Source organism: Aeromonas sobria, assembly GCF_000820145.1.
Classification (GTDB): Bacteria; Pseudomonadota; Gammaproteobacteria; order Enterobacterales; family Aeromonadaceae; genus Aeromonas; species Aeromonas sobria.
Window position 1 is genome coordinate 65770 of record NZ_CDBW01000044.1, and the last position, 24961, is coordinate 90730.

The following is a 24961-nucleotide window of genomic DNA, read 5'->3' on the forward strand; positions in this document are numbered from 1 at the left end:
CTCTTTTTTTGTCCGCTATTCCCGCAATCACGTGTGCAATAGCGGCCATCAACAGTGACCATCGACATCAGGAGAGATCGTATGTTTGGAACCGCAACCCGCCCCGGCGCCACCCGTGCCCTGCTGCTGGGCTCCGGCGAACTTGGCAAGGAGGTCGCCATCGAGTTGCAACGGTTCGGGATCGAAGTGATCGCCGCCGACCGCTACCCCAATGCCCCCGCCATGCAGGTGGCGCACAAAGCCCACGTGCTGGACATGCTCGATGGCAACGCCCTGCGCGAGCTGGTTGCCGAGGTCAAACCCGACCTTATCATCCCCGAGATTGAAGCGATCGCCACCGATACCCTGGCCGCCCTTGAGCGAGAAGGGGTCAAGGTAGTGCCCAACGCCCGCGCTACCCAGCTCACCATGAACCGGGAAGGGATCCGCCGCCTCGCCGCCGAGACCCTGGGGCTGCCCACCTCCCCCTACCGCTTTGCCCAGAGCAAAGAGGAGTTTGTCGCCGCGGTCGAGGCCATCGGTATGCCCTGCGTGGTGAAACCTGTGATGAGCTCATCCGGCAAGGGGCAGAGTGTGTTGCGCGATCTCGCCAAGCTGGACGACAGCTGGACCTACGCCCAGGAGGGCGGCCGCGCCGGTCGTGGCAAGGTAATTGTCGAAGGGTTCGTTCCCTTCGAGTACGAAATCACCCTGCTCACGGTACGCGCCGTCGATGGCATTCACTTCTGCGAGCCGATCGGCCACCGTCAGGAAGATGGCGACTATCGCGAATCCTGGCAACCGCAGGCGATGAGCGAACTGGCGCTGGCCCGCTCCAAAGAGGTAGCCGCCAAGGTGGTCGAGGCGCTGGGCGGCTACGGTCTGTTCGGGGTCGAGCTCTTTATCAGAGGCGATGAGGTGTGGTTCAGCGAAGTCTCCCCCCGCCCCCACGACACCGGCATGGTGACCCTGATTTCCCAAGATCTCTCCGAGTTCGCCCTGCATGTGCGCGCCATTCTGGGGCTGCCGGTCGGCACCATCACCCAGTACGGGCCGAGCGCCTCTGCCGTGGTGCTGCGCGAAGGGCACAGCCAGAATATCCGCTATCAGGGGATTGGCGAGGCATTGGCGCTGGTGCCGGGTGCCCAGCTGCGGCTGTTTGGCAAACCAGAGATCGCCGGTCGCCGTCGTCTGGGCGTGGCACTGGCCCGCGCACAGGATTGCCCGGATGCGGTGGAACAAGCCAAAGCGGTCGCGGCCAAGGTAGAGGTTGTTTTCTAAGGGCTTTTTTTGCCATAGCAAAACAAACGTTTGCCGATGTGATCGGGCGCAAGGGGCATGGCAATGCCCCTTTTGCATTTGCCCGTCAGGCTTATAATCCCCTCTTCAAATTTGTCAGGAGTACAAGATGTTAGCTGCCGTGATCTTCGATATGGATGGTGTTCTGATCGACTCGGAACCCTTTTGGCAACAGGCCCAGATCGCCGTCTTCTCAGAGCTGGGTCACCCCCACACGGTCGAGGACTGTGAATCGACCATAGGCGTGCGCATCGATCAGCTGGTCGCCCACTGGTATCGGCTGCGCCCGTGGAGCGGCCCGACCCAGGAAGAGGTGGTGCAGCGCATTCTGGATCGGGTCAACGCCCTGATCCTCTCCGAAGGTCAAGCCAAAGCAGGCGTGTTGGAGGCACTCGACCTGATCGAGGCGCGCGGGCTGAAAGTGGGTCTGGCGACCTCCTCCCCGTTTGCCATGGTAGAGGCGGTGCTCGGCAAACTCGGCATCCGCGATCGCTTTATGGCGGTTCACTCCGCTGAAATCGAGCGTTTCGGCAAGCCGCACCCGGATGTCTATATCCATGCGGCCGAGAAGCTGGGGGTTGAGCCGGTGCACTGTCTGGCCATCGAAGACAGCTTTACCGGCCTGCTGGCGGCCAAGGCGGCCTCCATGACAGCGCTGATCGTGCCGGATCCTGCTTTAGTCGGCGACCCACGCCTTGCCATCGCCAACTACCAGCTCAGCTCGCTGGCCGAGCTCAATGCTGAAATGCTGGCCAGCTGGGTCAAGTAACGCCTCCCGGCGCCCCGTTGCGCACGAGTTCTCCTACTCGCGGGGGGCATCCAGCCCCCTGTGATTGCCAAACAACCGTTGGCCCCCCTCTTGTCACCCGAGTTCCGCAACCAGATGGCCCCTATCGCGAACGACCCGCCCAACCGGTTTGGCCTTGCCATCGCTCTGGTTTGATCTCTGTCATAAACGTGCGTTTGCTCGCGGTTAACTCTCTTCAGCCCGACTAGAATCAGGGTAGATAAGCGGCCCCAAGGCCCGAGGAGGTTATCATGATCGAGTACACCAGCAAGCGCATCGTCTGCCCCCACTGCGGCCACCATACCCGGGTCGAGCTGGATGCCAGCCAGGGTGATCAAGAGTTCTATGAGGATTGCATGGCCTGTTGCAATCCGATCCACCTGCGGCTTCACCGCGACGAAGTCCGCGACTGCCTGCAACTGTTTGTGGATGCCGACGACGAGCAACTGTTTTAGTTGCGAGTCATAACCAGCCGAGCAACTGTTTTAGTTGCGAGTCATAGTCAGCCGAGCAACTGTTTAGTTGTGGGCATAACCAGCCGAGCGGCTGTTAGAGGCAATTGAACAAGCCTAAAAATCAACAAGGGCCTGCATGGTGCAGGCCCTTGTTGTTTGCGTGATAACCGCAATGGCAGTGAGCGTTACGCGTCTGCACGGGACGCCAGCACCCGCTCCACCGTATCGACAATGGCCTGGGTCTGGGGATCGATCTCGATATTGGTCTGCCAGCCAGCCTTGACCCAACCGAGATTGGTGCGGGCCAGGGTCTCGGGGATCAGGTGAACGCAAAACTCCCCCTCGCGCACCTCGCCGATAGTCAGACTGATACCGTCAATACCGATGTACCCCTTGGTCAGCACATATTTCATCAGCGCGGGGGCAAGGCGATACCACACTTGTCGGTTGTTGGGGGTGTCAATCACCGAAGTGACCTCTGCCATGCCGATGATATGGCCGGACATGGCGTGCCCGCCGATCTCGTCGCCAAAGCGGGCAGCCCGCTCCACATTGACCTTGTCCCCTACCTGCAACAAGCCAAGGTTGGTGAGGCGCAGGGTCTCCTGCATCAGATCGAAGCTGACCAGATCCCCCTCGACCCGGGTGACGGTCAAGCAGCAGCCGTTGTGGGCAACCGAGGCACCGAGGGCCAACCCTTCCCCCCACGCCGGGCTTGGCATGCGGATCACATGGGTACGGAAGTTGGGTTGCTCCTCGATGGCCACCAGTTCGGCGGTCCCCTGCACTATGCCAGTGAACATCTCTCGTCTCCTGCTACGGCAAAAAGGGCAGGTTAACCTCGGGCAGAGGGTGAGACAAGGGTACAGGCTGACAAGCTTGCGCTCGATCGCTATAGTGACGCCGTTCAAATCAGGGTTAACAAGGAAAAAGAAATGCAGGTATATCAATGTTGCGAAGCGATCCGCATCGCCTATAACCAGATTGGCTCCGGTGAGCAGGGCTATGTTCCTAATGCCATTGCCGCCACCATCCGCGCCCTCAATGCGGTTGCCGCCGACGAGCGGGTGCCCGCAGATCTCCGTGAACAAGCCGCCTATGCCGCTGCCAACCTGCTGATCAGCGATCACGAAGACGCCTGATCCTGCCCTCGGGGGCGGCAACTATTTCGTCCTGGATGAATTTCAGGCTAGAATGCATCCCCCCCTTTGCACCTTCGTCCGAACGTGCAAAGGATCTTCCCGATTTCCGCTCTTTTTTACTCTTATCTGATCCACTCGGAGGTGTCAGTGCAACGTTATTGGTCCGAGGCGAAGCAGCTCGTCCGTTTAGCCAGCCCCATTCTGGTCGCTCAAGTGGCTCAGGTCGCCATGAACTTCGTCGACACCGTGATGGCAGGTCAGGTCAGCGCAGTGGATCTGGCAGCCGTCTCCGTGGCGTCCAGCTTCTGGTTACCGATCATCTTGCTGGTGCAGGGGATCATCATGGCGCTGACCCCTATCGTCTCCCAGCTCAATGGCGCCCGTAAGCGAGACGAGATCCGCCCGGCGGTGCATCAGGGCTTTTGGCTCGCCTTAATGGTGACGCCGCTGGCGATGATCGCCCTCTATTTCAGCCCAATGACACTGCAATATATGAATGTGGAGCCGGTCATGGCCGCCAAGACCACCGGCTACTTGCACGCCATCTTGTGGGGTCTGCCTGCCTTTGTGCTGTTCCAGGTGCTGCGCAACTTTAGCGAGGGGCTCTCCCACACCATGCCCACCATGGTGATCGGTTTTGTCGGGTTGGCGGTCAATATTCCTGCCAACTACATCTTCATTCACGGCCACTTCGGCATGCCGAAACTGGGCGGGGTGGGTTGTGGTGTGGCGACGGCCATCGTGCTTTGGGCCATGCTGCTGGCGATGATCCTCTATGTGAAACTCTCCCCTCACTTCAGCAAGATCCGTCTGTTCTCCCAGCTGGCACGTCCCAATGGCAGCCGGATCTGGCGGCTGTTTCGCTTGGGGTTTCCCATCGCCATGGCGATCTTCTGCGAAGTGACCCTGTTTACCGTGGTGGCGCTGATGCTGGCACCGTTCGGCGCTGAAATCGTGGCCAGCCACCAGATTGCCCTGAACTTCTCCAGTCTGGTGTTTATGCTGCCGCTCTCTATCGGGGTGGGTGTCACCATCCGGGTCGGTCACAGCATAGGTGAAGGTCAACCCCATCACGCCAGAGTGGCTGCCCGCACCGGGCTGATGCTGGGCATAGCTGTTGCTACCGGAACTGCGGCACTGACCATACTGCTGCGCGAACAGATCGCCTCCATCTATACCGATGATCAGCAGGTGATCGTCCTGGCGGCCATCTTGCTGTTCTTCGCCGCCATCTATCAGATCTCCGATTCGGTGCAGGTGGTTGCGGCTGCCGCGCTGCGCGGTTACAAGGATACCCAGGCGATCTTCTACGTCACCATCGTCGCCTACTGGGGTCTGGGGCTGCCCACTGGCATGATCCTGGGACTGACCGACTGGCTGGTACCACGAATGGGACCACAAGGTTTCTGGATCGGCTTTATCGTCGGCCTCACTAGTGCCGCCCTGATGCTGGGGGCGAGATTGCGCCATATCTATGGCCGCTTCGCCACTCCGGAAGCCTGCACCAGCTTGTCGCGGGCCCAGTAACAGGGCTTGGTAAGCGACAACTCGCCTGCAAAATCAACAGGCTGCGCAAGAACTGGGCAAACAGTCTCCTTTGTGCATATGGCTTGTTGACAGCCTTGGGGGGCATGGGTAGTATGCCGACCACACCAGCAATGCTGGTGATATGAAACGGGCATCTGCTCTGTTCATCGAGTGGGTTTATAGCTCAGTTGGTTAGAGCACTACCTTGACATGGTAGGGGTCGTTGGTTCGAATCCAATTAAACCCACCACTTTATCTGTGATGCGTCCTTAGCTCAGTTGGTTAGAGCACCACCTTGACATGGTGGGGGTCGGTGGTTCGAATCCACTAGGACGCACCATCACAGAACACTGTTTATGCGTCCTTAGCTCAGTTGGTTAGAGCATCACCTTGACATGGTGGGGGTCGGTGGTTCGAATCCACTAGGACGCACCATTCAGTTTGAACGTTTTGCAGATATTCCAGATGTGGGTTTATAGCTCAGTTGGTTAGAGCACTACCTTGACATGGTAGGGGTCGTTGGTTCGAATCCAATTAAACCCACCACTCCCCTGCAAAGCAGTAAAAAGCAAAGCGGTAAAAGTCGCATTGCGCACCCTGCGTCCTTAGCTCAGTTGGTTAGAGCATCACCTTGACATGGTGGGGGTCGGTGGTTCGAATCCACTAGGACGCACCAAATTCTAAAAAGCCCGCTCAATTGAGCGGGCTTTTTGCATTCTCTTTTCCTGACTCGCGCCGGGTGGTCATGACCGGATGGCCAACTGACGCACACTGCGCGGCGGGCATATCGGGCCCGCTGCGCCCTTACCATGCCCCCCCGACAGTCACGCCAGCACAATACGTTGGCAGCCGCTGTAGATCTCGGCCCGCCCGGGGCGGCAAAAGCCCACCAGCGTCAACCCGGTCTGCTCGGCCCGCTCGACCGCCAGTTCGGTGGCAGCGGAGATGGCGAGCAAGATCTCCACCCCGGCGCTGGCGCACTTTTGCACCATCTCGAAGCTGGCGCGACTGGTCACCAGAATGGCGCCGTCACGACGGCCGGTGCGGCACAGATGCCCCACCAGCTTGTCCAGCGCAATATGGCGCCCTACATCTTCGCGAATGGCGAGAATATTGCCCTCCCCGTCCAGATGCACCGCCGCATGGGTGGCGCCGGTGCGCTGCCCCAATAGTTGAAGCGGGCGCAGCGCGGTCAGCACCTTGTCGATATGGCCCACCGCCAGACGCTGGCTGTCGGGCAATCTTGGCTGGCTGCGGATCACCTGCTCCAGACTCTCGCTGCCACAGATGCCGCAGCCGGTGCGGCCCGCCATGGTGCGCCGCTTCTCTTTGAGGCGATGGACGCAACGATTGGCCAAAGTGATGTGCAGCTCAATCCCCTGACAGCCGTCAATCTGCTCGATGTCGTGAATATCGAGCAGGCTGTCGATGATCCCCTCGGAAAGCGAGAAGCCGATGGCGAAATCCTCCAGATCGGAGGCCGAGCACATCATCACACTGTGGGCGATGCTGTTATAGACCAGCGCCACCGGCGTCTCGGAGGGCAGCTCCATCTCGCTGTCGCTGGTTACCGTATCGGCGCGGTAGTGCACCACCTCGCGATGGATGGCGCAGCGGGCCAGCTCGCTCTGCTCAGGTTTCAACTCCGGCAGGGCGGCATCTGCTGCTCCCCTCATGGTGTGACCCCATCGATGATCTCGGGATCCCGGGCCGAGATGCCAAGCCGCTTCATCTTGGAGAGCAACGTGGTGCGCTTCATACCAAGGCGTGCGGCGGCCCCCCGCTCACCGGCCACGATACCGTTGCAGTCGCGCAGGGCGGCGATGATCGCCTCGCGCTCATCCTGAGGGGCCTCGTTGGCAAACAGCGACGAGGCGGGCTCGTCATAGACCAGGGTCTCAATCTTGTGGTAGCCCTTGAGGGGCATCAGCTCGTCCGGCGAGAGGTTGAGCACATGGCCACGGGTCATCACCACGGCGCGTTCGATGACATTCTCCAGCTCGCGGATATTGCCGTACCAGGGCAGCGACACCAGCATCTTCATGGCATCGGCGGGGATCGAGGTGATGGTGCGGCGCATCCGCTTGGCAATCTTCTTGATAAAGAAATTGACCAGTAGCGGAATGTCTTCGCGCCGCTCGCGCAGGGGCGGCAGCTCGATGGGAAAGACGTTGAGGCGGTAGTAGAGGTCGCTTCGAAAGCGCTTGTTCTTGACCATGGAGAGCAGATCGCAGTTGGTGGCGGCCACCAGCCGCACATCCACTGCTATGGGGTTGCTGTTGCCCACCCGTTCCAGCTCGTGCTCCTGCAATACCCGCAGCAGTTTAGGCTGCAGATCCAGCGGCATATCCCCCACTTCGTCGAGGAACAGGGTGCCCTTGTGGGCCCGCTCGAAGCGGCCGATGCGCTGGGTCAGGGCGCCGGTAAAGGCCCCCTTCTCGTGGCCAAACAGATCGCTCTCGATAAGACCGGTGGGAATGGCGGCGCAGTTCACCTTCACCATCTCGTGATCGCGGCGGTCGCTCAGTTGATGAATGGCCTGGGCGATCAGCTCCTTGCCGGTGCCGGTCTCGCCAAGGATCAACACGGTACTGTCGCTCTCGGCCACCAGCCGCAGTTTCTCCAGCACACTCTCCATCACCGCGCTCTGGTAGATGATGTGGGGGAACTCCCCCTGCATCTGCGGCTCGTTGATGCGAATGGTCTTCTCTTTGGCACCGTTGGTGTTGGAGATCTCCTGCTGCGCCTGCACGTTGTTCATGGCAATCGCCGTGCGCGCCGCAACCTGCTCCAGCAGAGAGATATCGATATCGGCAAAGAAATCGGCATTGGGGTGGGAGAGGATCAACACCCCCAGCAGGTTGCCCCGATAGCGCAGCGGCAGAATGCAGGAGCTCTCGGCTTCCGGCGGCAGGATCTGGGAGGTAAAGCGGCAGCGATTGCTGCAGCCGTGGCCGTGATCGCGATAGACAAAAAATGGCTCGCTGTGGCCGAGCGCCCCTTGCAGGCACTTCTGCTCGAAGCAGGAGTGATCGATGATACCCGGCTGCTCACTGTGCTCGCTGTTAGCCAGATAGCTTTTGAAACTGTCGGAGGTGGCGTTGTACTCGGCCAGACACAAGCTGCTGATGGCGAAGTGGTGCTGCAGGATGGTAAAGAGACTCTTGGGCAGCTCGGCGATGCGCACCAGTTTGATCACCGCATTGGTGACATCCACCAAAATTTTGCAGCTGTCCCGTTCAAGGCGCAGGGAGTTGGCCTGCTCCAGGGTCCGCTCCTTGTCGAGCACGTTTTCCAGCGCAATGGCCACGATGGCCGCCAGCTGGGTCAGTTTTGCCAGCGTCTCCATGGTGAAGTTGTCGAGCCGGGTGTTGATGAACTCGACCCCACCAAGATGGCTGCGGGCAGTGGTAATGGGGAGCTGGCAGTAGGAGCGCAGCCCGGCATAAATCCCTTCTGCATCGAGGGCGGGGCAGCGATTCTCAAAGCGGGCGGCAGCAAGCACGATGGCTTGCTCCTGGGTTTCCCGGGTAGGACGAGGGAAAACATGAAGCTCCGCTTTGGGGAAGACCAGGTGCTTTGGGCCGATCGCCCCCATAAAACAGAAAGTGGCCTCCTCGCTCGTGCCCATATTGAGGATCAGATTGACCCGGGTCACGCCGCCGAAGCTGGCATCTATCTTGTTGAGTTTGTGGATAAAGTCATCGAGCGTCACGGCCGACAGGAGGGATTTGGAGAGCAGGAGGAAACCGTCATCCCAGATGGGAGAGATGTCGTCCAGAGGAATGGCACTCACATTTAGCATTCTGGTCTCACGTTACAGCTAGGCAGGAAAAACATCAGCAAGGACGGGGCGCTCCGTCAGATGTCACAATAAAACACGTAGTCCATTAACGTTTAATCATAAAAATCAATACTCATTGGAATAGCATTGTATTGAGCGTTGAATCATAAGGTAGCCCTATTTTCAATACAACCATGGGGGCAAATAAGTGGGCTTATGGCTGCGGGTCGATTCCTTCCACACGCTTATTCGCCGATCCACTCAGATCAGAACCGTTATCGCCAGTGGGCTGTCGTTTTTCAGCCACCTTTTGTCACGGGTTGTCGCGCGCCCGCACCAAGCCAACCCTCTGATATTCCGCCATGAATACGCCATCCTTAGTCCGAATGCGGGTCTTGAGTCTCCCGAAGCCGATGACAGTTCCTCTGGCTGACGAGATCCCGTGTCATCCCTGCAACAAAGTGCATATCGGCATCATCGCGTTGATGTTGTCAGTGGCACTCATTGGCGATGAGTTGTTGCCCTGCGACAGGGCTGTGCTGCCAGACGGCGTCAAGCATCAATTTGAGTAGCAGCTCGGGCGGATTATCGAGAAATCGGCCCGTTGCCTGCAGCAAACGGCCATCGGCCCGATAAGCCTGGCTGGCCTGCACCTGCCCGGTTGCATCGACAATCTGGATGATACCGTTGAGTTCTCCCCGCTCGCCTGACTGACAAGAGAGTCTGAGCTCGCGCATCTCCCCCAACAGGGTGAAAGCCCGACACAGTGGTGGGGAATCCTCATAATCGGGCCAGTTAAAGAACTTGTATTGCTTGGCGAGTGTTCCCGCCCGCTGGCAAAACTGGTCAAACAGCAGGGCGATGCCCTGATACTCCAGATCCAGCAACTGCGCTTGCTCTTCAATACGTTTCATATATTTGACTCCTTACTACCGATTTGTTCGAAAATTGATTTTCCAATATTGCCCGGATGGAACTTGAGTCCACCGAAAATAAAGCCAGCGGATAGCAGCTGAAACGCCACCAATAACCAACTGATATGTTGTGATATATCTGCCGACACCGCCTGATTGGTCAGATAGACCACCAGGGCACAAAGGCCCAGCAGCAGGGTATTCACCAGCGTGGTGGAGAGGAAGGCGACAAGCCAGGCCAACTGCACGCTCAGGGCCGCCAGCACAGCGCCCATGGCGATGCGTGCGGCGATAAAACAGCCGAAGAAACCAAAGCCCAGCAGAAATATCAATTCGTCGTACCAGAAGTAACACCCCATCCCTAATAACATTGCCAGCAAATAGGCTGAAACATAAAAAATCCCGAACGAGATAGTTAATTCACGGCTCATGGTGGACACCTGCCAGCTGAAAAAAGGATGAGGGGATCCCGGCCCTGTAAACAGAGCCTGGATCCACTTTATTTAACGATGATTACCCTTTGGCGGCGCTGCGCAATTTCGCCTTGAGCGCACTGTATTCAGTCTGGACGTACACTTCCGCCTCAGCCTGACCTTCAATACGCTCAATCTTCACCGCACAGTACTTGTACTCAGGGGTGTAGGAGACCGGATCAAGGTGCTCGATGGTCAGCTCGTTACAGGCCCCGATCCACCACTGATAGGTCATATAGACCACACCGGCGTTGACCCGATCGTTGTAGTTGGCCCGGGTGATCACCTTGCCGCGCCGCGACGAGATCCACACCAGCGCCTGATCCTTCACCCCGAGCTTTTGCGCATCGCTCGGGTGGATCTGCACATAGCCCGGCTCATCGGCCAGGGTTTGCAGCGCCGAACAGTTGCCGGTCATGGAGCGGCAGGAGTAGTGCCCTACCTCGCGCACGGTGGAGAGCACCAGCGGATACTCAGCACAAGGCTGCTCCAGCGGCGCCCGCCACTCGGAGGCGATCAGCTGACCCTTGCCACTTGGGGTGGTGAACACATTCCCCTCAAACAGGGTGCTGGTGCCCGGGTGATCATCGGTCGGACAGGGCCACTGCACGCTCTTGAGATCGGCCATCTTGTCATAGCTGACCCCGGCATAGAGCGGGCAAAGGGCACGCATCTCATCCCAGATCTGTTGGGTGTCGCGATACTCCATGGGATACCCCATGGCGGTCGCCATCAGCGAGAAGATCGCCCAGTCCGGTTTCACGTTCTCAGGGGGCGTCACCGCCTTGTAGAAGCGCTGGAAGCCGCGATCCGCCGAGCTGTAGACCCCCTCGTGCTCGCCCCAACTGGTGGCGGGCAGAATGACATCCGCCATCTCGGCGGTCTGGGTCATGAAGATATCCTGCACGATCACCAGATCCATGCCGCTCAGGGTGCGGCGGAACTGGGCCAGATCGGCCTCGGTTTGCGCCGGATCTTCACCGAAGATGTAGAAGGCCTTGCACTTGCCCTCTTCGACCTTGTGGCCAAGCTCCGTCAGACGGTAGCCGGGCTTCTGGGAAAGCGCTGGCACGCCCCACGCCTTGGCGAACTTGGCGCTGATGGCGGGATCGCTCACCGACTGATAGCCCGGGAACTGGTGCGGCAGCATCCCCATGTCGCAGGTGCCCTGCACGTTGTTCTGACCACGCACCGGCCCGCAACCGGTGCCACGGCGACCGAAGTTGCCGGTCAGCAGCGCCAGACCCGCCAGCCCCTTGACCACATCCACCGCCTGACCGTACTGGGTCACCCCCATGCCCCACAGGATCATGGAAGCAGGCGACGCGGCGTAGGTGCGAATGGCGGCGCGGATATCGGCGGCTTTGAGGCCAGTGATCCCCTCGACATATTCCGGGGTGTACTTGGCGACCGTCGCCTTGAAGGTGTCGAACCCTTCGGTGTAGTTAGCGACGAACTCTTTGTTGTAGAGCCCTTCACTGATCAACACGTTGGCGAAAGCGTTAACCAGCGCCATATTGGAACCGTTTTTGAGCGGCAACCACTGATCGGCGATGCGGGCGGTCTCCACCATGCGGGGATCACACACAATCACCTTGGCCCCGTTTGCCTTCGCCTTGAGGATATGGCGGGCAACGATGGGGTGAGAGTCAGCAGCGTTGTAACCAAACACCAGCAGGCACTTGGTCTCTTGAATTTCGGGAATGGCGTTGCTCATGGCGCCGTTGCCTACAGTTGTCTCCAGACCGGAGACTGAGGGTGCGTGTCACACCCTCGCGCAGTGGTCGACGTTGTTCGTCCCCAGCACTGCGCGGGCAAATTTCTGCATCACATAGTTGGCTTCGTTACCCGGGCCACGGGCCGAGCCGGTGGTCATGATAGCGTCGGCACCGTAGGTCGCCTTGATGGCCGCCAGACGGCTGCTGGCAAAGCCGATCGCCTCATCCCAGGAGACGGATTCGAGCTTGCCACCACGCTCGCGGCGGATCATCGGGCTCTTGAGACGGGGGGTCAGCAGGTTGGTGTCGTTGAGGAAATCCCAACCGTAATAGCCCTTGAGGCAGAGCTGCCCCTCGTTGGTCCGGCCGTTGGCGCCTTCGGCCCCCACCACCTTGTCGTTTTCAACCAGCAGGTTGATCTTGCAACCGGTGCCGCAATAGGGGCAGACGGTAATGACTTTTTTCATGACTCACACTCTTGTTTGTTAACGGTAAAAGGCGGTTAACGCTAAAAGGCCTTTAACAAAAAACGGCCGAGAGACGGCGCCCTTGGCCAGCAAAGGCCAAATGCGCACGCCACTCTGATGCCTCAACCCTGTGCCAACACCGGCTGGCGCTGGCAGACCGCCATCGCCTCGGCACTGGCCAGCTGCTTCTGGCGATTCAACTCGCCGAGAGATTCCGGGGTCACCAGACGCAGCGCCTGGGTCGGGCACACCTCGACACAGGCCGGGCCCGCTTCACGGTGACGGCAGAGATCGCACTTCAAGGCTTGCGCCTTGGTCTGCGGGCGCTTGAACAGCGCACCGGCAGCGGGCGCCACCTCTTTCACCACCACCGCCATGGCACCGTAAGGACAGGCCACCACGCAGGATTTGCAGCCGATGCAGCGCTCCTGCAACACCTTGATGCAACCATCTTCGGTCACGATGGCATTGTTGGGGCAGGCCACGGCGCACGGCTTGTCTTCACACTGGCGGCAGAGCACCGGCGTGGTCACCTTGCTGCCGACGATCACCTTCAGGCGCGGCTGGAAATAGCTGTCCTTGGAGACCAGATGTCCATCCTCGATGGCAAGACGCAGGCCGCCCTCCCGCTCAACGGTACCCGTGCAGGACGTTGACTGGTGTGAAACGGCGCAGGCCACCTCACAGGTACGACACCCAATACAAAGACTGGGATCTGCAATCACGAAGCTGTTCATAGAGAGGGATCCTAAATGTTTCGTTACTGCCGCACTGGCATCGCCCGACGTGGCCAAGCGTCAACCCCGAGAGGCTCACACTCGCACAGCGACGATACAGCCGGCTCACCCACAAAGCATTTATCAGACCAAAAACGGGAATGAGCGAAATAAAATTCGCAAGCAACTGAAAATAAAGGGGTAATTAAGATGGAGAACAGAGGTTTTTGGGCCAGTGACGATGACGACCGCCTCGCAGAACTGTGATCGACACGACAAAAGTGACGAGCTCGACACCGGCTGACCAACCTCTGCCCCAGCAGTGTAACGGAGCCGTTCGAAGGGGGTCGCAGCCAGGATCGGGCACCATAAACCTGATAAGCGGAGGGACAATATCCGGGGAGAAAAGCCATACCAAGAGCCAAAAATGGAATGTGCAGCACGTTAAAGCCGCTTAGGGCGGCGGCAAGTTGTTTGGTTTTTCTATCGAGCAGGCAAACCATCATCAAGCAAAGCCGAACAAAAATAGGTCTCTTATTGACTGATTTGTTGAGCCAGAGCCGGTTTTAGGCCCCTGCCCCTTCATTTTTTCAACTATCCGGTTAATATGGAAAAATTAAAACTTGATTACTCATTATCGAAAATGTTGGCTTTAAATTGGTGAGCATATGACACTTTTAAAAAACTCGGTTAAATCAAGAATAATAAGTTCTTTGGGTGCTCAAAAATTTTGTCGTGAAGACTTTACCGTCGTATTTCCTGACAATGGTAATACATTGGTGAATGTAACATTTTCAGCAAAACCTGAATATACATTTAGAGTTTATGAAAGCTCTGGGATTATAAACTTTGCCAACATAAGCAGAAATGCAGATGTAACACCCAGAGCTATATGCCAGATGTCTCCTGGACAATATAAAAACGTTGAACAAAAATCGCATGATGACTTAGATTCTGCAATAGCAACCATATCGCACTGGCTAGGTTATATAACAGAAGACCTTATCAACCTAAGATTCAATGACACATCGACAATCGATGATTTCACTCAAAGTTTTCAGAAAAAGGTTGACGAGACAATAGACGAACCAGACTCTTATTTTACTGAAGCCGAAGCAAATGTACTTAAAGAAAAACTGGATGAGCTAAAACGTAGAATCGAAGAGCTTGAGGCTCGAGATGAAATCTCAAGCAATGATAAAAAACAATTCGAGAACGCAATAAATAAAACCAAATCAGACTTGGACATATTCCCCAAAGGGATATGGTATAAAACAGCAGGAAATAAAATAATCAGCTTAATTAAAGCAGTTCTAAAAACGCAAGAAGGTAGGCAAGCGTTGTTTGAAGTCGCTAAGAAATTGCTAGGCGCATAAAACTAATGATTTTACTTTTATATTTGCGAGGTCTTTAGATGTGTTCCGACATTGAGTCTATAACGGAAGTTGCCAAAGCAACACAAGAAGTAGCGAAAACAACATCCCACGCTATTACAGCTAGTCAAGAAGTAGGTGGTTTTTTATCAAAATTCATCTCTGGACCTCTGGAACAATGTAAGGACATTGTTGAAGATAAATTACGTTATATTAGATGGGAAAGACAAATCAGACTAATGATGCGTGCTCAGCAATTTCTACATGATAGTGGACTCCCCGCACCTGACAATCCCATCCCAATAAAAAATGCTGTTGCATTATTCGAATATGCGACGCTGGAGGAAGACAATGAACTTCAAGATTTATGGGCTCGCCTTCTAGTTAATGGAACAAATAGGATGACAGGTATAAAAATCGAGCGCGCGTTTATTGAGATACTCGCTCAAATATCTTTTTTGGAGGCAAACATTTTGCAAAAAATATATTCCATTCCTTTTGAAGATTCTCAACACAATGGAATATTAACAGCAAACTTACCTAATAGTGTTATTGTCTATGATAATAATGAAAAGGATGTAGACCTTCTTAAAGAGCCAAGTCATGATGTAAAGTTGGCACTGGCAAATCTAGTTCGTCTTGGGTGTGTTAAACTCGCTTTCAGTTGGGGAGGAGGTGAGATATTCACAAAAATAAATCCAACGATTATGGGAAAAGAGCTTATCCATGCATGCACATCACTGAAAGTTTAATGGTGTAGTGCCGTAGGGTGCAATAAGCGCAGCGCATTGCGCCTCTACTCTTACGCATTTAATGAGTGGTGCAATTCACTTCGTTCATTGCACCCTACCTATATATCCACTCTCATTTTACTTGATAGTGGCTGCTGTTGTGACGGCCACGTTACGTTTCCGTCATCACTTCCATCTCACACATCAAATAAAGACTCTATTGCCACCCCATTTCTGCCTCTTTATCCACAGCACCATCCATTTATTGGTCAGCATTTTATCGTCCCTTTTTCAGCCGCTTCGATAAAAAATAGCGGCCAAAAAAGATCCGCAGATAAAGCAAACGGTTATCCGCGTTGTCGTGGTCTATTTCAATCGCCGGATAATTAATAATCTTACTCAAACTGAACTTTTGATTATTTATAACTGAGCATAGTCCCGCAGAGTGTGTGTCATTATAAGCTTAACAACAGATGAACAGACTGTGTTCCATGACAAGCAGATCACCATTCGGTTAGTCCCCTTTCCCATCGCAAGCCATTAATTCTATCCCGATTAAATATCACTATTTTGCTGATATGTCGGGCCCCTGTGCGTTGGCAAACGTGTAAACATCAAACTGACAAGATGAACTCATGAACTGTGATAAACAACAAGCCATGTCCGGCGTGATGCTGGCGGCGATTGGCGTGGTCTATGGCGATATCGGCACCAGCCCGCTTTATACCTTGCGCGAGTGCCTGTCAGGGCAATTCGGGTTTGGCGTTGAACCCGCCTCCATTCTCGGTTTTCTTTCGCTGATCTTCTGGCTGCTGATCCTGGTGGTGTCGGTCAAGTACCTCTCTTTTGTGATGCGAGCCGACAACGCCGGTGAAGGGGGCATTCTCACCCTGATGTCGCTGGCCACCCGCAATACGCCAGAGAAGCTGGTCCCCTTGCTGATCATCCTCGGGCTGATTGGCGGCAGCTTCTTCTATGGGGAGGTGGTGATCACCCCGGCGATGTCGGTGATGTCGGCCATCGAGGGGCTGCGGCTGGTCGCCCCCTCCCTCGACCCTTATATCGTGCCGCTCTCGGTCTTGGTGCTGACCCTGCTGTTTGCCATTCAAAAACATGGCACCGCCATGGTGGGCAAGCTGTTTGCCCCCATCATGCTGATCTGGTTTGCCACCCTGGCGCTGCTGGGCCTGCGCAGCATCCTTCACAACCCCGAGGTGCTGGCGGCGCTCAACCCCGTCTGGGCGGTGCGCTTCTTTATGACCTATCAGGGCGCCTCTTTCTTTGCCCTCGGCGCCGTGGTGCTGGCCATCACCGGAGTGGAGGCGCTCTACGCCGATATGGGTCACTTTGGCAAAAAGCCGATCCGCCGCGCCTGGTTTATGGTGGTGTTGCCCTCACTGGTGCTCAACTACTTCGGGCAAGGGGCGCTGCTGCTGGATAACCCCGCCGCCATTGCCAACCCCTTCTTCCTGCTCGCGCCAAAATGGGCGCTGCTGCCGCTGCTGGTGCTGGCGACCATGGCGACGGTGATTGCTTCGCAGGCGGTGATCTCCGGGGTATTTTCCCTCACCCGACAGGCGGTGCGGCTCGGTTATCTCTCACCCATTCGCATCGTTCACACCTCCGAACTGGAATCTGGCCAGATCTATATTCCGGTGATCAACTGGCTGCTCTATATCTCGGTGGTGATTGTGATCATGAGCTTCGAGCAATCCAGCAATCTGGCGGCCGCTTATGGCATCGCGGTGACCGGTACCATGGTGCTCACCTCGATCCTGTTCTGCTCGGTGGCCAAAAACAGCTGGGGCTGGAACGGCTATCTGGTCGCTGCCCTGCTCGCCGCGCTGCTGGCCATCGATGTGCCGCTGTTTGCCGCCAACGTGGCGAAGATCTGGTCCGGTGGCTGGCTGCCGCTCACCCTGGGCGCGGTGATGTTCACCCTGATGACCAGCTGGAAGAGCGAGCGTTTTCAGCTTATTCGCCGCCTGAACGAGCACGGCAACTCCCTTGAGCCGATGATCGCCTCGCTGGAAAAATCCCCGCCGACCCGGGTGGCCGGCACTGCGGTCTATATGTCGCGGGTGGTCAATGTGATCCCCCATGCGCTGCTCCACAACCTCAAGCACAACAAGGTGCTGCACGAGCGGATCATCCTGCTCACCCTGCGGGTGGAAGAGGTGCCTTACGTCCACAATGTGCGGCGGGTCTGCATCGAGCAGCTCTCCCCCACCTTCTGGCGAGTGGTGGCGAGCTACGGCTGGCGCGAGACCCCCAACGTGGAGGATATCTTCCTGCGCTGCAACGCCGAGGGGCTCAGCTGCCGGATGCTGGAGACCTCGTTCTTTATGGCCCACGAGTCGCTGATCATGAAGGAGCGCCCCTGGTACCTCTACCTGCGCGGCAAACTCTTTATGCTGCTGCAACGCAACGCCCTGCGGGCGCCGGATCAGTTTCAGATCCCGCCCAATCGAGTGATCGAACTGGGCTCGCAGGTGGATATCTGATGGCATTTTTGCTGGCCTAAAGAACGCCAGCAAAAGAGAGAGGGAGGCTTTGGCCTCCCTCTCTCTTTGCGGTTAGGCACGGGGATGCTTCCCCCTACCCTCATCCCTAACCCTGCTCCCGCGAGCAGAACAGGGCCCGAACCGCAGGTGTAGCAAGGCTGCTGCCATATGCAGGGCGGATACCACTGACCAACAGCTGATGTGCGACAAAAACAAAAAGCCCTGCCAGATTGGCAGGGCTTTTTACATCAACCGAACAGCGGTGGAGCCAGGCTCCCGAGCCGCTTACTGGTTGTGAGTGGAGCGACGAGGGCGACGGGCTTGGGCCGGTTTACCAGCACCATCAGCCGGACGCTGGCCACCTTGCGGCTTGGGCTTGCCACCGTTACCGGTACGCGCGCCACCGGCGTTAGCACCGGAAGAGGTACGACCGGCACCTTGACGCTGACCTTGCGGACGGGGCGCACGACGCTCTTCACTGGGATCACGAGGCTCTTTGCGCAGCGGCGCGCCGATACCACGGGCGATGTTGTCCAGGGTCTCGCGGGAGGCTTCAAAACCAGCCACCTGCTCACACGGGATGTTCTGCTTGGTCAGACGCTCGATCGCCTTGATCAGCTTGCCTTCATCGGCAGCGACCAGGGAGATGGCGTGACCGGCAGCACCGGCACGGCCAGTACGGCCGATACGGTGAACGTAGTCTTCTGCCACGTTCGGCAGCTCGAAGTTGACCACTTGCGGCAACTTGTCGATATCCAGACCACGGGCGGCGATGTCAGTCGCCACCAGCACCTTGACGCTACCATCTTTGAAACCGGCCAGCGCGCGAGTACGGGCACCCTGGCTCTTGTTGCCGTGGATGGCGGCAGCACTGACACCGGTCTTGTCGAGGGTCTCGGCAACGCGGTTGGCCATGTGCTTGGTACGGGTGAACACCAGTACCTGCTGCCAATCGTTGCTGGTGACCAGATGGCTCAGCAGGCCGATCTTGTTGGCCTTGTCGCACGGGTGTACCAGCTGCTCGATACGCTCGGCAGTGCTGTTACGCGGGGCGACTTCGATCACCGCCGGGTTGTTGAGCAGGCCAGTGGCCAGCTCGCGGATCTCTTCGGCAAAGGTCGCGGAGAACAGCAGGTTCTGACGCTGTTTCGGCATCAGTGCCAGGATCTTGCGGATGTCGCGGATAAAGCCCATGTCGAGCATGCGGTCCGCTTCGTCCAGTACCAGGATCTCGACTTCGTCGAACTTGACGGCGTTCTGGTTGTAGAGGTCCATCAGGCGGCCAGGGCAGGCCACCAGCACGTCCAGACCACGGCGAGTTGCCATCATCTGCGGGTTGATGCTGACGCCGCCAAAGACAACGTGGCTGCGCATCGGCAAGTGTTTGCCGTAGTTACGCACGCTCTCGCCCACCTGGGCAGCCAGCTCGCGAGTCGGGGTCAGCACCAGCGCACGAATGCGGTTGGGCGAAACCCGGCGCTTGCTCTCCATCAGACGTTGCAGCATCGGCAGGGTAAAGCCTGCGGTCTTGCCGGTCCCGGTTTGGGCCGCCGCCATCAGGTCACGACCAGCCAGAACGGCGGGGATCGCTTGCAACTGAATGGGAGACGGGGTGTCGTAGCCTTGCTCGGCAACAGCACGCAACAAGGGTTCGGACAGACCGAGGGAAGTAAAACTCATAGATACCTGCTAGGGATAGTGGCGCCGGATAACGTTGTGGTGGGGCTCCTCTGCTGAGCCGATGCCATCTCACAAGTCTGGGCCTATTGAGAAAACAACGATTTCCCCGGGGAGCAGAGCAAAGGGGAAAGAATAGAGGCGCAGTCTAACGGAGTTGTCCGGGATAAACGAGAAAAATGTGACATTCCTCCCAGCACGAACAGAAAAGCCTCCCCCTGCCCCCTGAATAATCCCGTTAACCGGTGACACAAGCACCACACTATTAACTGACAACTTAATATCTGCCCCCGCTGGCATGGTGAGCGGCAGGCAGAGGCTCGGGATAACAAAACAAAATAACGAGGTTTAGCGATGACCACGCGATGTCTTCCCCATGGTCGCAGGCTTACCCTGATGAGCCTGTTACTACTACTGGCCCCGACGCTGCAGGCCGATCCGTCCCTGACGGTGGCCTGGAGTCACTGGCCCCCCTTCAGCCAGATAGATGACAAAGGGCAGCTCGATGGCCTGGATGTCAGCCTGACCCGCCAGATTTTGCAACGGGCGGGCTTTACCCCCAAATTTCGTGAGCTCCCCTGGGCGCGAGCCCTGCATATGGTCGAGCACAGCCAGCTGGATGTGGCGATGGCCTCCCTGCCACTGCCGGAGCGCCAGAGCTATGCCCGCTTCTCGGCACCCTACCGCCAGAGCGCCTATGTGCTGCTGAGCAATGACCCTATTCCCGGCCATCAGGAACGCTGGGACAAGCTCGATAATCTGGCCGCGTTGTGCAACGAGAAAGGGCTCAAGATCGGCAAGTTGCGGGGTACCCGCCCGATGCATCAGATGGAGAGCTGCCCGGCGCTTAAAATGGCAACCGAATACAATGCCGATGACCGACTGATCGATCTGCTGCTGGCCCGTCGTCTCGATGGCGTCATCATGGAGTGGCAATATGCCCACTACCGGCTCTCCCAACTGGGGGCCGAGCGGTTTATCAGCTGCCAGCTGTTGTTGCACCACCAGCCGGTCAGCCTGATGTTTGCCAAAAACAGCGTGAGCGAAGCGCAGATCCTCAAAATCAACGAGGCCATTCACGCCTTGCCCAAACCCCACAGCAAGTTCTCGCCCCCCACCTGTCGCTTCAATGCCGATCCGGGGGCGGCGGATCTGCTGACCCACACCCTCCGCAAACATTGACGGGTTGAGCCATCCCCCGGAAATAGCAAAGGCGACCCGAAGGTCGCCTTTGTGTTAGTTATCAAACCTGACCCCTGAGCATGGGGTGATCAGCCGATAGGCAGCAGCACCGATCAGCGCAGCTGCGGGGTATGGGTCAACACCCCCTGATTCTGGGCGCGATGGCGCAGCAGGTGATCCATCAACACCAGCGCCAGCATGGCTTCGGCGATGGGGACAGCACGGATGCCGACGCAAGGATCATGGCGACCCTTGGTGATCATCTCGATTGCCTCGCCCTCGGTATTGATGGTCTTGCCCGGCACAGTGATGCTGGAGGTGGGCTTAAGCGCCATGCTTACCACGATATCCTGACCAGAGGAGATCCCCCCCAGAATGCCGCCCGCATGGTTGCTGGCAAAGCCTGCCGGGGTCATCTCGTCGCGATGCTCGGAGCCTTTTTGCTCCACCACCGCGAAGCCGTCACCGATCTCCACCCCTTTCACCGCATTGATGCCCATCATAGCGTGGGCGATGTCGGCGTCGAGACGATCGAAGACCGGCTCACCGAGGCCCACCGGCACATGGCGCGCAATGACCTGTACCTTGGCACCTATGCTGTTGCCCTCTTTTTTCAGGTCGCGCATGTATTGATCGAGCTCCTCCAGCTTGCCCGCATCGGGGAAGAAGAAGGGATTTTGCTCGATCTGCGCCGCGTCGAACGCCTCGGCCTTGATGGGGCCAAGCTGGGAGAGGAAGCCAGTGATCTCGATGCCATGTACCTGTTTCAGGTACTTCTTGGCAATAGCCCCTGCCGCCACCCGCATCGCGGTCTCACGGGCAGAAGAACGACCGCCGCCGCGATAGTCGCGCTGACCGTACTTCTGGTGATAGGTGTAGTCCGCATGGCCCGGCCGGAACAGATCCTTGATATCGGAGTAATCCTTGGAGCGCTGATCGGTGTTCTCGATAAGCAGCCCGATGGAGGTGCCGGTGGTCTTGCCCTCGAACACCCCGGAGAGGATCTTCACCTCGTCCGGCTCGCGCCGCGGCGTGGTGTAGCGGGAGGTGCCCGGCTTGCGCCGATCCAAGTCCCCCTGCAGATCCGCTTCGCTTATCTCCAGCCCCGGTGGGCAGCCATCGACCACGGCGCCCAGCGCCAGACCGTGGCTCTCGCCAAAGGTGGTGACCCGAAAGAGAAGACCAAAACTGTTCCCTGCCATGCGTGCTCCTGCTTAGTTCTTGTAGATGGCGAAATGATCCTGATACTGCACCAGCTCTTCACGGGTCATCACGAACACCCCGTGACCGCCGTTCTCGAATTCAACCCAGGTAAAGGGGATCTCGGGGAACTGGGCTTCCAGATGGATCATGCTGTTGCCCACTTCGACCACCAACACGCCGTTATCCTTGAGGAAGTCGGCGGCATGGGCCAGCATGCGCTTGGTCAGTTTCAGGCCGTCAGAGCCCGACGCCAGTGCCAATTCAGGCTCGTGACGGAACTCCTCCGGCAGATCCGACATATCTTCGGAGTCCACATAAGGCGGGTTGGAGACAATCAAATCGTACTTGTCACCGGCTGGCAGATCGCGGAACAGATCGGAGCGGATAGGAATAACCTGCTGCTCCACCCCATGATCGTCAATATTGCGCTCGGCCACGTTCAACGCATCGATGCTGATGTCGATGGCATCAACCTCGGCTTCCGGGAACTCGTGGGCCATGATGATGGCAATGCAACCGGAGCCGGTGCACAAGTCCATGATGCGGGTCGGCTCATGCTTGAGGAACGGTGCGAAACGGTTAGCCACCATTTCGGAAATCGGCGAGCGCGGGATCAGCACCCGTTCATCGACATAAAACTCCCAGCCGGCGTACCAGGCCTTGTTGGTCAGGTAAGCGGCAGGCACCCGCTCCTGTACCCGACGAATGATCAGCTCTGCCAAACGATGGCGCTCGCTGCTGGTCAAACGGGAGTGGCGCATGGCTGGGTCTACATCCGGTGGCAGATGTAACGCGGGCAGTACCAATTGCACAGCCTCATCCCAGGCGTTGTCGGTTCCGTGTCCGTAGAAAATCCCGGCGTCGTTGAAACGACTCATGGCCCAACGCAACATGTCCTGGATGGTGTGCATCTCGGCAACCACCTCATCGATAAATATCTTGTCCAAATCCACCTCCAAGTCGAGTAATATCCGGCCCGAGCACCCACTGCATAGCGGGCACGACGCATACCTAATAAAAAATTGAGCATCTGATGAAAAAAACGCCCTCACAGACAGAAGAGGAAACCCTGCTGTTCCGCGATGCGATAAAAGGTACCCGGAAAATCAAGCAAGATACCATAAGGGCCGAGTTACGCCCGGTCAAGCAGAAACGCGAATTGCGTGAAACCCGCGAAAAGCTTGGGGTTGACCACTATTTCAGCGATGAGTATCAGCCCCATCTTGACGAGGATGGGCCGACCCGTTACGTGCGGGAGGATGTGTCAAAATTTGAGCTGAAAAAGCTCAAGCGGGGCATTTATCCGCCGGAGATCTATCTCGATCTGCACGGCATGAACCAGCAACAAGCGAAACAGGAGCTGGCCGCCCTGCTCACCCTCTGCCAAAAAGAGAACATTCACGTTGCATCTGTGATGCACGGCATCGGCAAGCATATTCTCAAACAGCGTATTCCCAGCTGGCTGGCCCAGCACCCCAATGTCCGCGCCTTCCATCAGTCCCCCCGTGAATGGGGTGGCGACAGCGCCATTCTGGTATTACTCGATATCGAAGAGTAGTTGGCCATCCATGCGCCCTATACTGACTATCAATAGGTTATTGACAGTGGAGGTCGCATGTTTACACAAGGCTCCCATGCCGACATCAAGGCATCCCTCGATGCCATTGGCGCCGCCGTGGCAGTGTTCAGTCTCGATAAAGATGACCACTTTGTGCTGGTCTCGGCCAACGATACCTTCGCCAATGCCTTCGATCTGGATGTGCTTGGCTGCATTGGCAAACGGCTAAGCGAGCTGTTCCCCCGCTACATCACCAATACCATCGAACAGCCAATGCACGAGTGCGTCAGTCAACAGACGGGGATCGAGAGCGAGCTGCCCATCGATACCCTCTCTCGCACCAGTTGGTGGCGCTTTGTGCTCTCTCCCATCATGCCCGAGCAAGCCAGGATCACCCGCATAATCGTCACCGCCATCGACATCACCGCCAAAAAGCAGCTGGAAGAGGCGCTCAAAACCAGTCGCAGTCGCTTCGAGGCGGTGGTCAACTCCGCCTATGACGGCATCATCAGCGTCAGCAGCGAATCGCGCATCGAGCTGATTAATACCGCCGCCTGCGAGATGTTTGGCGTCGATCAAAGTTATCTTGGCAAACGGTTGGAAACCCTGTTGCCACAACGTTTTCGGGCTAACCATGAGGGCTATTTCAAAGCCTTCAGCAACTCCCCTATCACCTCTCGCCCCATGCATGCCCGCGCCTCGGTTATGGGGCTACGCCGCGATGGCAGCGAATTCCCGCTTGAAGTGACCATTGCAAAGATCCACCTAGGGCAATCCACCGAAATGACCGCCATCTTGCGGGATATCTCCGAGCGAGCCCGGCTGGTGGAAGAGTTAAAAGTAGCCGCCACCACGGATCCGCTTACCGGTATTGCCAACCGGCGCCGTTTCGGTGAACTGGTCAATGCCGAAATGCAGCGCTGCCAACGCTTTGACCATCCGATGAGTCTGCTGATGATCGACATCGATCACTTCAAACAGATTAACGACACCTATGGCCACCAGCAGGGGGATCAAGCATTGTTAAGTCTGGTTAACAGGATCGGCAAACAGCTGCGGGAGGTGGACATGCTGGGCCGCTGGGGCGGTGAGGAATTTATCGTATTATTGCCGGAAACCTCACTGGAACTGGCCTGGGCCAGCGCCGAGCGGATCAGGTTAGCGGTCGAATCGACGATTCATCCACTGGCGGGTTCCCTCGAGGTAACCCTCACCATCAGTATCGGGATCAGCACCAGCAAGGGTCCCCTCGACAGCGTCGAACAGATGATCACCCGGGCCGATACCGCCCTCTATCTGGCCAAAAAACAGGGACGTAACTGCTGCCGCAAAGAGGAGCCGGACCCGACCTGATGGCACACTCCCCTGCCTTTTGGTGGCTCCGACACTATTACCCCTTGGTGGCTCCGCCACCATTGTCCGAACAGCAATAACCAACAGCAGTGTTACCTCTTCGGTGGCACTGCTTTTTT

At 57.3% G+C, this 24961-nt stretch carries 21 protein-coding genes and 5 tRNA genes; 16 read left to right on the forward strand and 10 right to left on the reverse strand.

The window, feature by feature from the left end:
* The first annotated feature begins 81 nt into the window (after positions 1-81).
* The 3 genes from purT (at position 82) to BN1135_RS18780 (ending at position 2520) form a co-directional block, all read left to right on the forward strand.
* A complete protein-coding gene (purT, locus tag BN1135_RS18770) occupies positions 82-1260 on the forward strand; it encodes a formate-dependent phosphoribosylglycinamide formyltransferase (RefSeq protein ID WP_042023775.1) in 1179 nt (392 codons plus the stop codon).
* Between the two features lie 127 nt (positions 1261-1387).
* The gene (gene hxpB, locus BN1135_RS18775; protein ID WP_042023778.1) at positions 1388-2047 is read left to right on the forward strand and encodes a hexitol phosphatase HxpB; all 660 of its coding nucleotides are present in this window, start codon (positions 1388-1390) and stop codon (positions 2045-2047) included.
* Between the two features lie 269 nt (positions 2048-2316).
* On the forward strand, positions 2317-2520 hold the full coding sequence (locus BN1135_RS18780) for a CPXCG motif-containing cysteine-rich protein (RefSeq protein WP_042023780.1): 204 nt from the start codon (positions 2317-2319) through the stop codon (positions 2518-2520).
* 185 nt (positions 2521-2705) lie between these two features.
* Here the strand turns inward: BN1135_RS18780 and BN1135_RS18785 are convergent, their stop codons facing one another.
* A complete protein-coding gene (locus BN1135_RS18785) occupies positions 2706-3323 on the reverse strand; it encodes a riboflavin synthase (RefSeq protein WP_042023781.1) in 618 nt (205 codons plus the stop codon).
* A gap of 132 nt (positions 3324-3455) precedes the next feature.
* Between BN1135_RS18785 and BN1135_RS18790 the strand changes: the two genes are divergently transcribed.
* The 7 genes from BN1135_RS18790 to BN1135_RS18820 all read left to right on the forward strand — a co-directional run bounded on the left by BN1135_RS18790 (position 3456) and on the right by BN1135_RS18820 (position 5865).
* Positions 3456-3662, forward strand: coding sequence for a YaeP family protein (locus BN1135_RS18790; protein WP_042023783.1), 207 nt, complete (start codon positions 3456-3458; stop codon positions 3660-3662).
* A 147-nt stretch (positions 3663-3809) separates the two neighbouring features.
* Positions 3810-5189, forward strand: a complete 1380-nt coding sequence (locus BN1135_RS18795) for an MATE family efflux transporter (RefSeq protein WP_042023785.1) — start codon at positions 3810-3812, stop codon at positions 5187-5189.
* 173 nt (positions 5190-5362) lie between these two features.
* Positions 5363-5439: transfer RNA gene (locus BN1135_RS18800), tRNA-Val, on the forward strand.
* 13 nt (positions 5440-5452) lie between these two features.
* Positions 5453-5529 (forward strand) — tRNA-Val (locus BN1135_RS18805).
* Positions 5530-5547: 18 nt separating this feature from the next.
* Positions 5548-5624 (forward strand) — tRNA-Val (locus BN1135_RS18810).
* 34 nt (positions 5625-5658) lie between these two features.
* Positions 5659-5735, forward strand: a tRNA-Val gene (locus tag BN1135_RS18815).
* A gap of 53 nt (positions 5736-5788) precedes the next feature.
* A tRNA-Val gene (locus BN1135_RS18820) sits at positions 5789-5865 on the forward strand.
* A 148-nt stretch (positions 5866-6013) separates the two neighbouring features.
* On the opposite strand, the gene fdhD is transcribed toward BN1135_RS18820, so the two are convergent.
* The 6 genes from fdhD to BN1135_RS18855 form a co-directional block, all read right to left on the reverse strand.
* On the reverse strand, positions 6014-6865 hold the full coding sequence (gene fdhD / locus BN1135_RS18825; protein WP_042023787.1) for a formate dehydrogenase accessory sulfurtransferase FdhD: 852 nt from the start codon (positions 6863-6865) through the stop codon (positions 6014-6016).
* Positions 6862-8994: a sigma 54-interacting transcriptional regulator gene (locus BN1135_RS18830; RefSeq protein ID WP_042023788.1), complete on the reverse strand. Its 2133-nt coding sequence runs from the start codon at positions 8992-8994 to the stop codon at positions 6862-6864. The genes fdhD and BN1135_RS18830 overlap by 4 nt, the downstream gene beginning before the upstream one ends.
* 470 nt (positions 8995-9464) lie before the next feature.
* Positions 9465-9887 carry a protein-tyrosine phosphatase family protein gene (locus BN1135_RS18835; protein WP_042023790.1) on the reverse strand — a complete coding sequence of 141 codons (423 nt, stop codon included), beginning with the start codon at positions 9885-9887 and terminating at the stop codon, positions 9465-9467.
* Positions 9884-10318 carry a hypothetical protein gene (locus tag BN1135_RS18840; RefSeq protein ID WP_042023792.1) on the reverse strand — a complete coding sequence of 145 codons (435 nt, stop codon included), beginning with the start codon at positions 10316-10318 and terminating at the stop codon, positions 9884-9886. The genes BN1135_RS18835 and BN1135_RS18840 overlap by 4 nt, the downstream gene beginning before the upstream one ends.
* 82 nt (positions 10319-10400) lie before the next feature.
* A complete protein-coding gene (fdhF, locus tag BN1135_RS18845) occupies positions 10401-12545 on the reverse strand; it encodes a formate dehydrogenase subunit alpha (RefSeq protein ID WP_082186847.1) in 2145 nt (714 codons plus the stop codon).
* A 122-nt stretch (positions 12546-12667) separates the two neighbouring features.
* Positions 12668-13282, reverse strand: a complete 615-nt coding sequence (locus BN1135_RS18855) for a 4Fe-4S dicluster domain-containing protein (RefSeq protein ID WP_042023801.1) — start codon at positions 13280-13282, stop codon at positions 12668-12670.
* 647 nt (positions 13283-13929) lie between these two features.
* Here BN1135_RS18855 and BN1135_RS18865 point away from each other — a divergent pair.
* From BN1135_RS18865 to kup, 3 genes are all read left to right on the forward strand, one after another.
* Positions 13930-14637, forward strand: coding sequence for a hypothetical protein (locus BN1135_RS18865; protein ID WP_139244986.1), 708 nt, complete (start codon positions 13930-13932; stop codon positions 14635-14637).
* 38 nt (positions 14638-14675) lie between these two features.
* The gene (locus tag BN1135_RS18870; protein ID WP_042023804.1) at positions 14676-15386 is read left to right on the forward strand and encodes an Abi-alpha family protein; all 711 of its coding nucleotides are present in this window, start codon (positions 14676-14678) and stop codon (positions 15384-15386) included.
* Between the two features lie 614 nt (positions 15387-16000).
* Positions 16001-17869, forward strand: coding sequence for a low affinity potassium transporter Kup (kup, locus tag BN1135_RS18875; protein ID WP_042023805.1), 1869 nt, complete (start codon positions 16001-16003; stop codon positions 17867-17869).
* 285 nt (positions 17870-18154) lie between these two features.
* Here kup and BN1135_RS18880 read toward each other — a convergent pair whose 3' ends face one another.
* Positions 18155-19549, reverse strand: a complete 1395-nt coding sequence (locus BN1135_RS18880; RefSeq protein ID WP_042023806.1) for a DEAD/DEAH box helicase — start codon at positions 19547-19549, stop codon at positions 18155-18157.
* Between the two features lie 351 nt (positions 19550-19900).
* Here BN1135_RS18880 and BN1135_RS18885 point away from each other — a divergent pair, with 351 nt between their 5' ends.
* Positions 19901-20728, forward strand: a complete 828-nt coding sequence (locus BN1135_RS18885; protein WP_042023808.1) for a substrate-binding periplasmic protein — start codon at positions 19901-19903, stop codon at positions 20726-20728.
* Positions 20729-20841: 113 nt separating this feature from the next.
* Here BN1135_RS18885 and aroC read toward each other — a convergent pair whose 3' ends face one another.
* Both aroC and prmB read right to left on the reverse strand, forming a co-directional pair.
* Positions 20842-21930 carry a chorismate synthase gene (aroC, locus tag BN1135_RS18890; protein ID WP_042023810.1) on the reverse strand — a complete coding sequence of 363 codons (1089 nt, stop codon included), beginning with the start codon at positions 21928-21930 and terminating at the stop codon, positions 20842-20844.
* Positions 21931-21942: 12 nt separating this feature from the next.
* Positions 21943-22878 (reverse strand): 50S ribosomal protein L3 N(5)-glutamine methyltransferase, encoded by a 936-nt coding sequence (gene prmB, locus BN1135_RS18895; protein ID WP_042024068.1) that lies wholly within the window; start codon positions 22876-22878, stop codon positions 21943-21945.
* An 86-nt stretch (positions 22879-22964) separates the two neighbouring features.
* Here prmB and smrB point away from each other — a divergent pair, with 86 nt between their 5' ends.
* Both smrB and BN1135_RS18905 read left to right on the forward strand, forming a co-directional pair.
* Positions 22965-23489, forward strand: coding sequence for an endonuclease SmrB (gene smrB, locus BN1135_RS18900; RefSeq protein ID WP_042023811.1), 525 nt, complete (start codon positions 22965-22967; stop codon positions 23487-23489).
* 57 nt (positions 23490-23546) lie between these two features.
* Positions 23547-24842: a sensor domain-containing diguanylate cyclase gene (locus BN1135_RS18905; RefSeq protein ID WP_042023812.1), complete on the forward strand. Its 1296-nt coding sequence runs from the start codon at positions 23547-23549 to the stop codon at positions 24840-24842.
* The last annotated feature ends 119 nt before the right edge of the window (positions 24843-24961 follow it).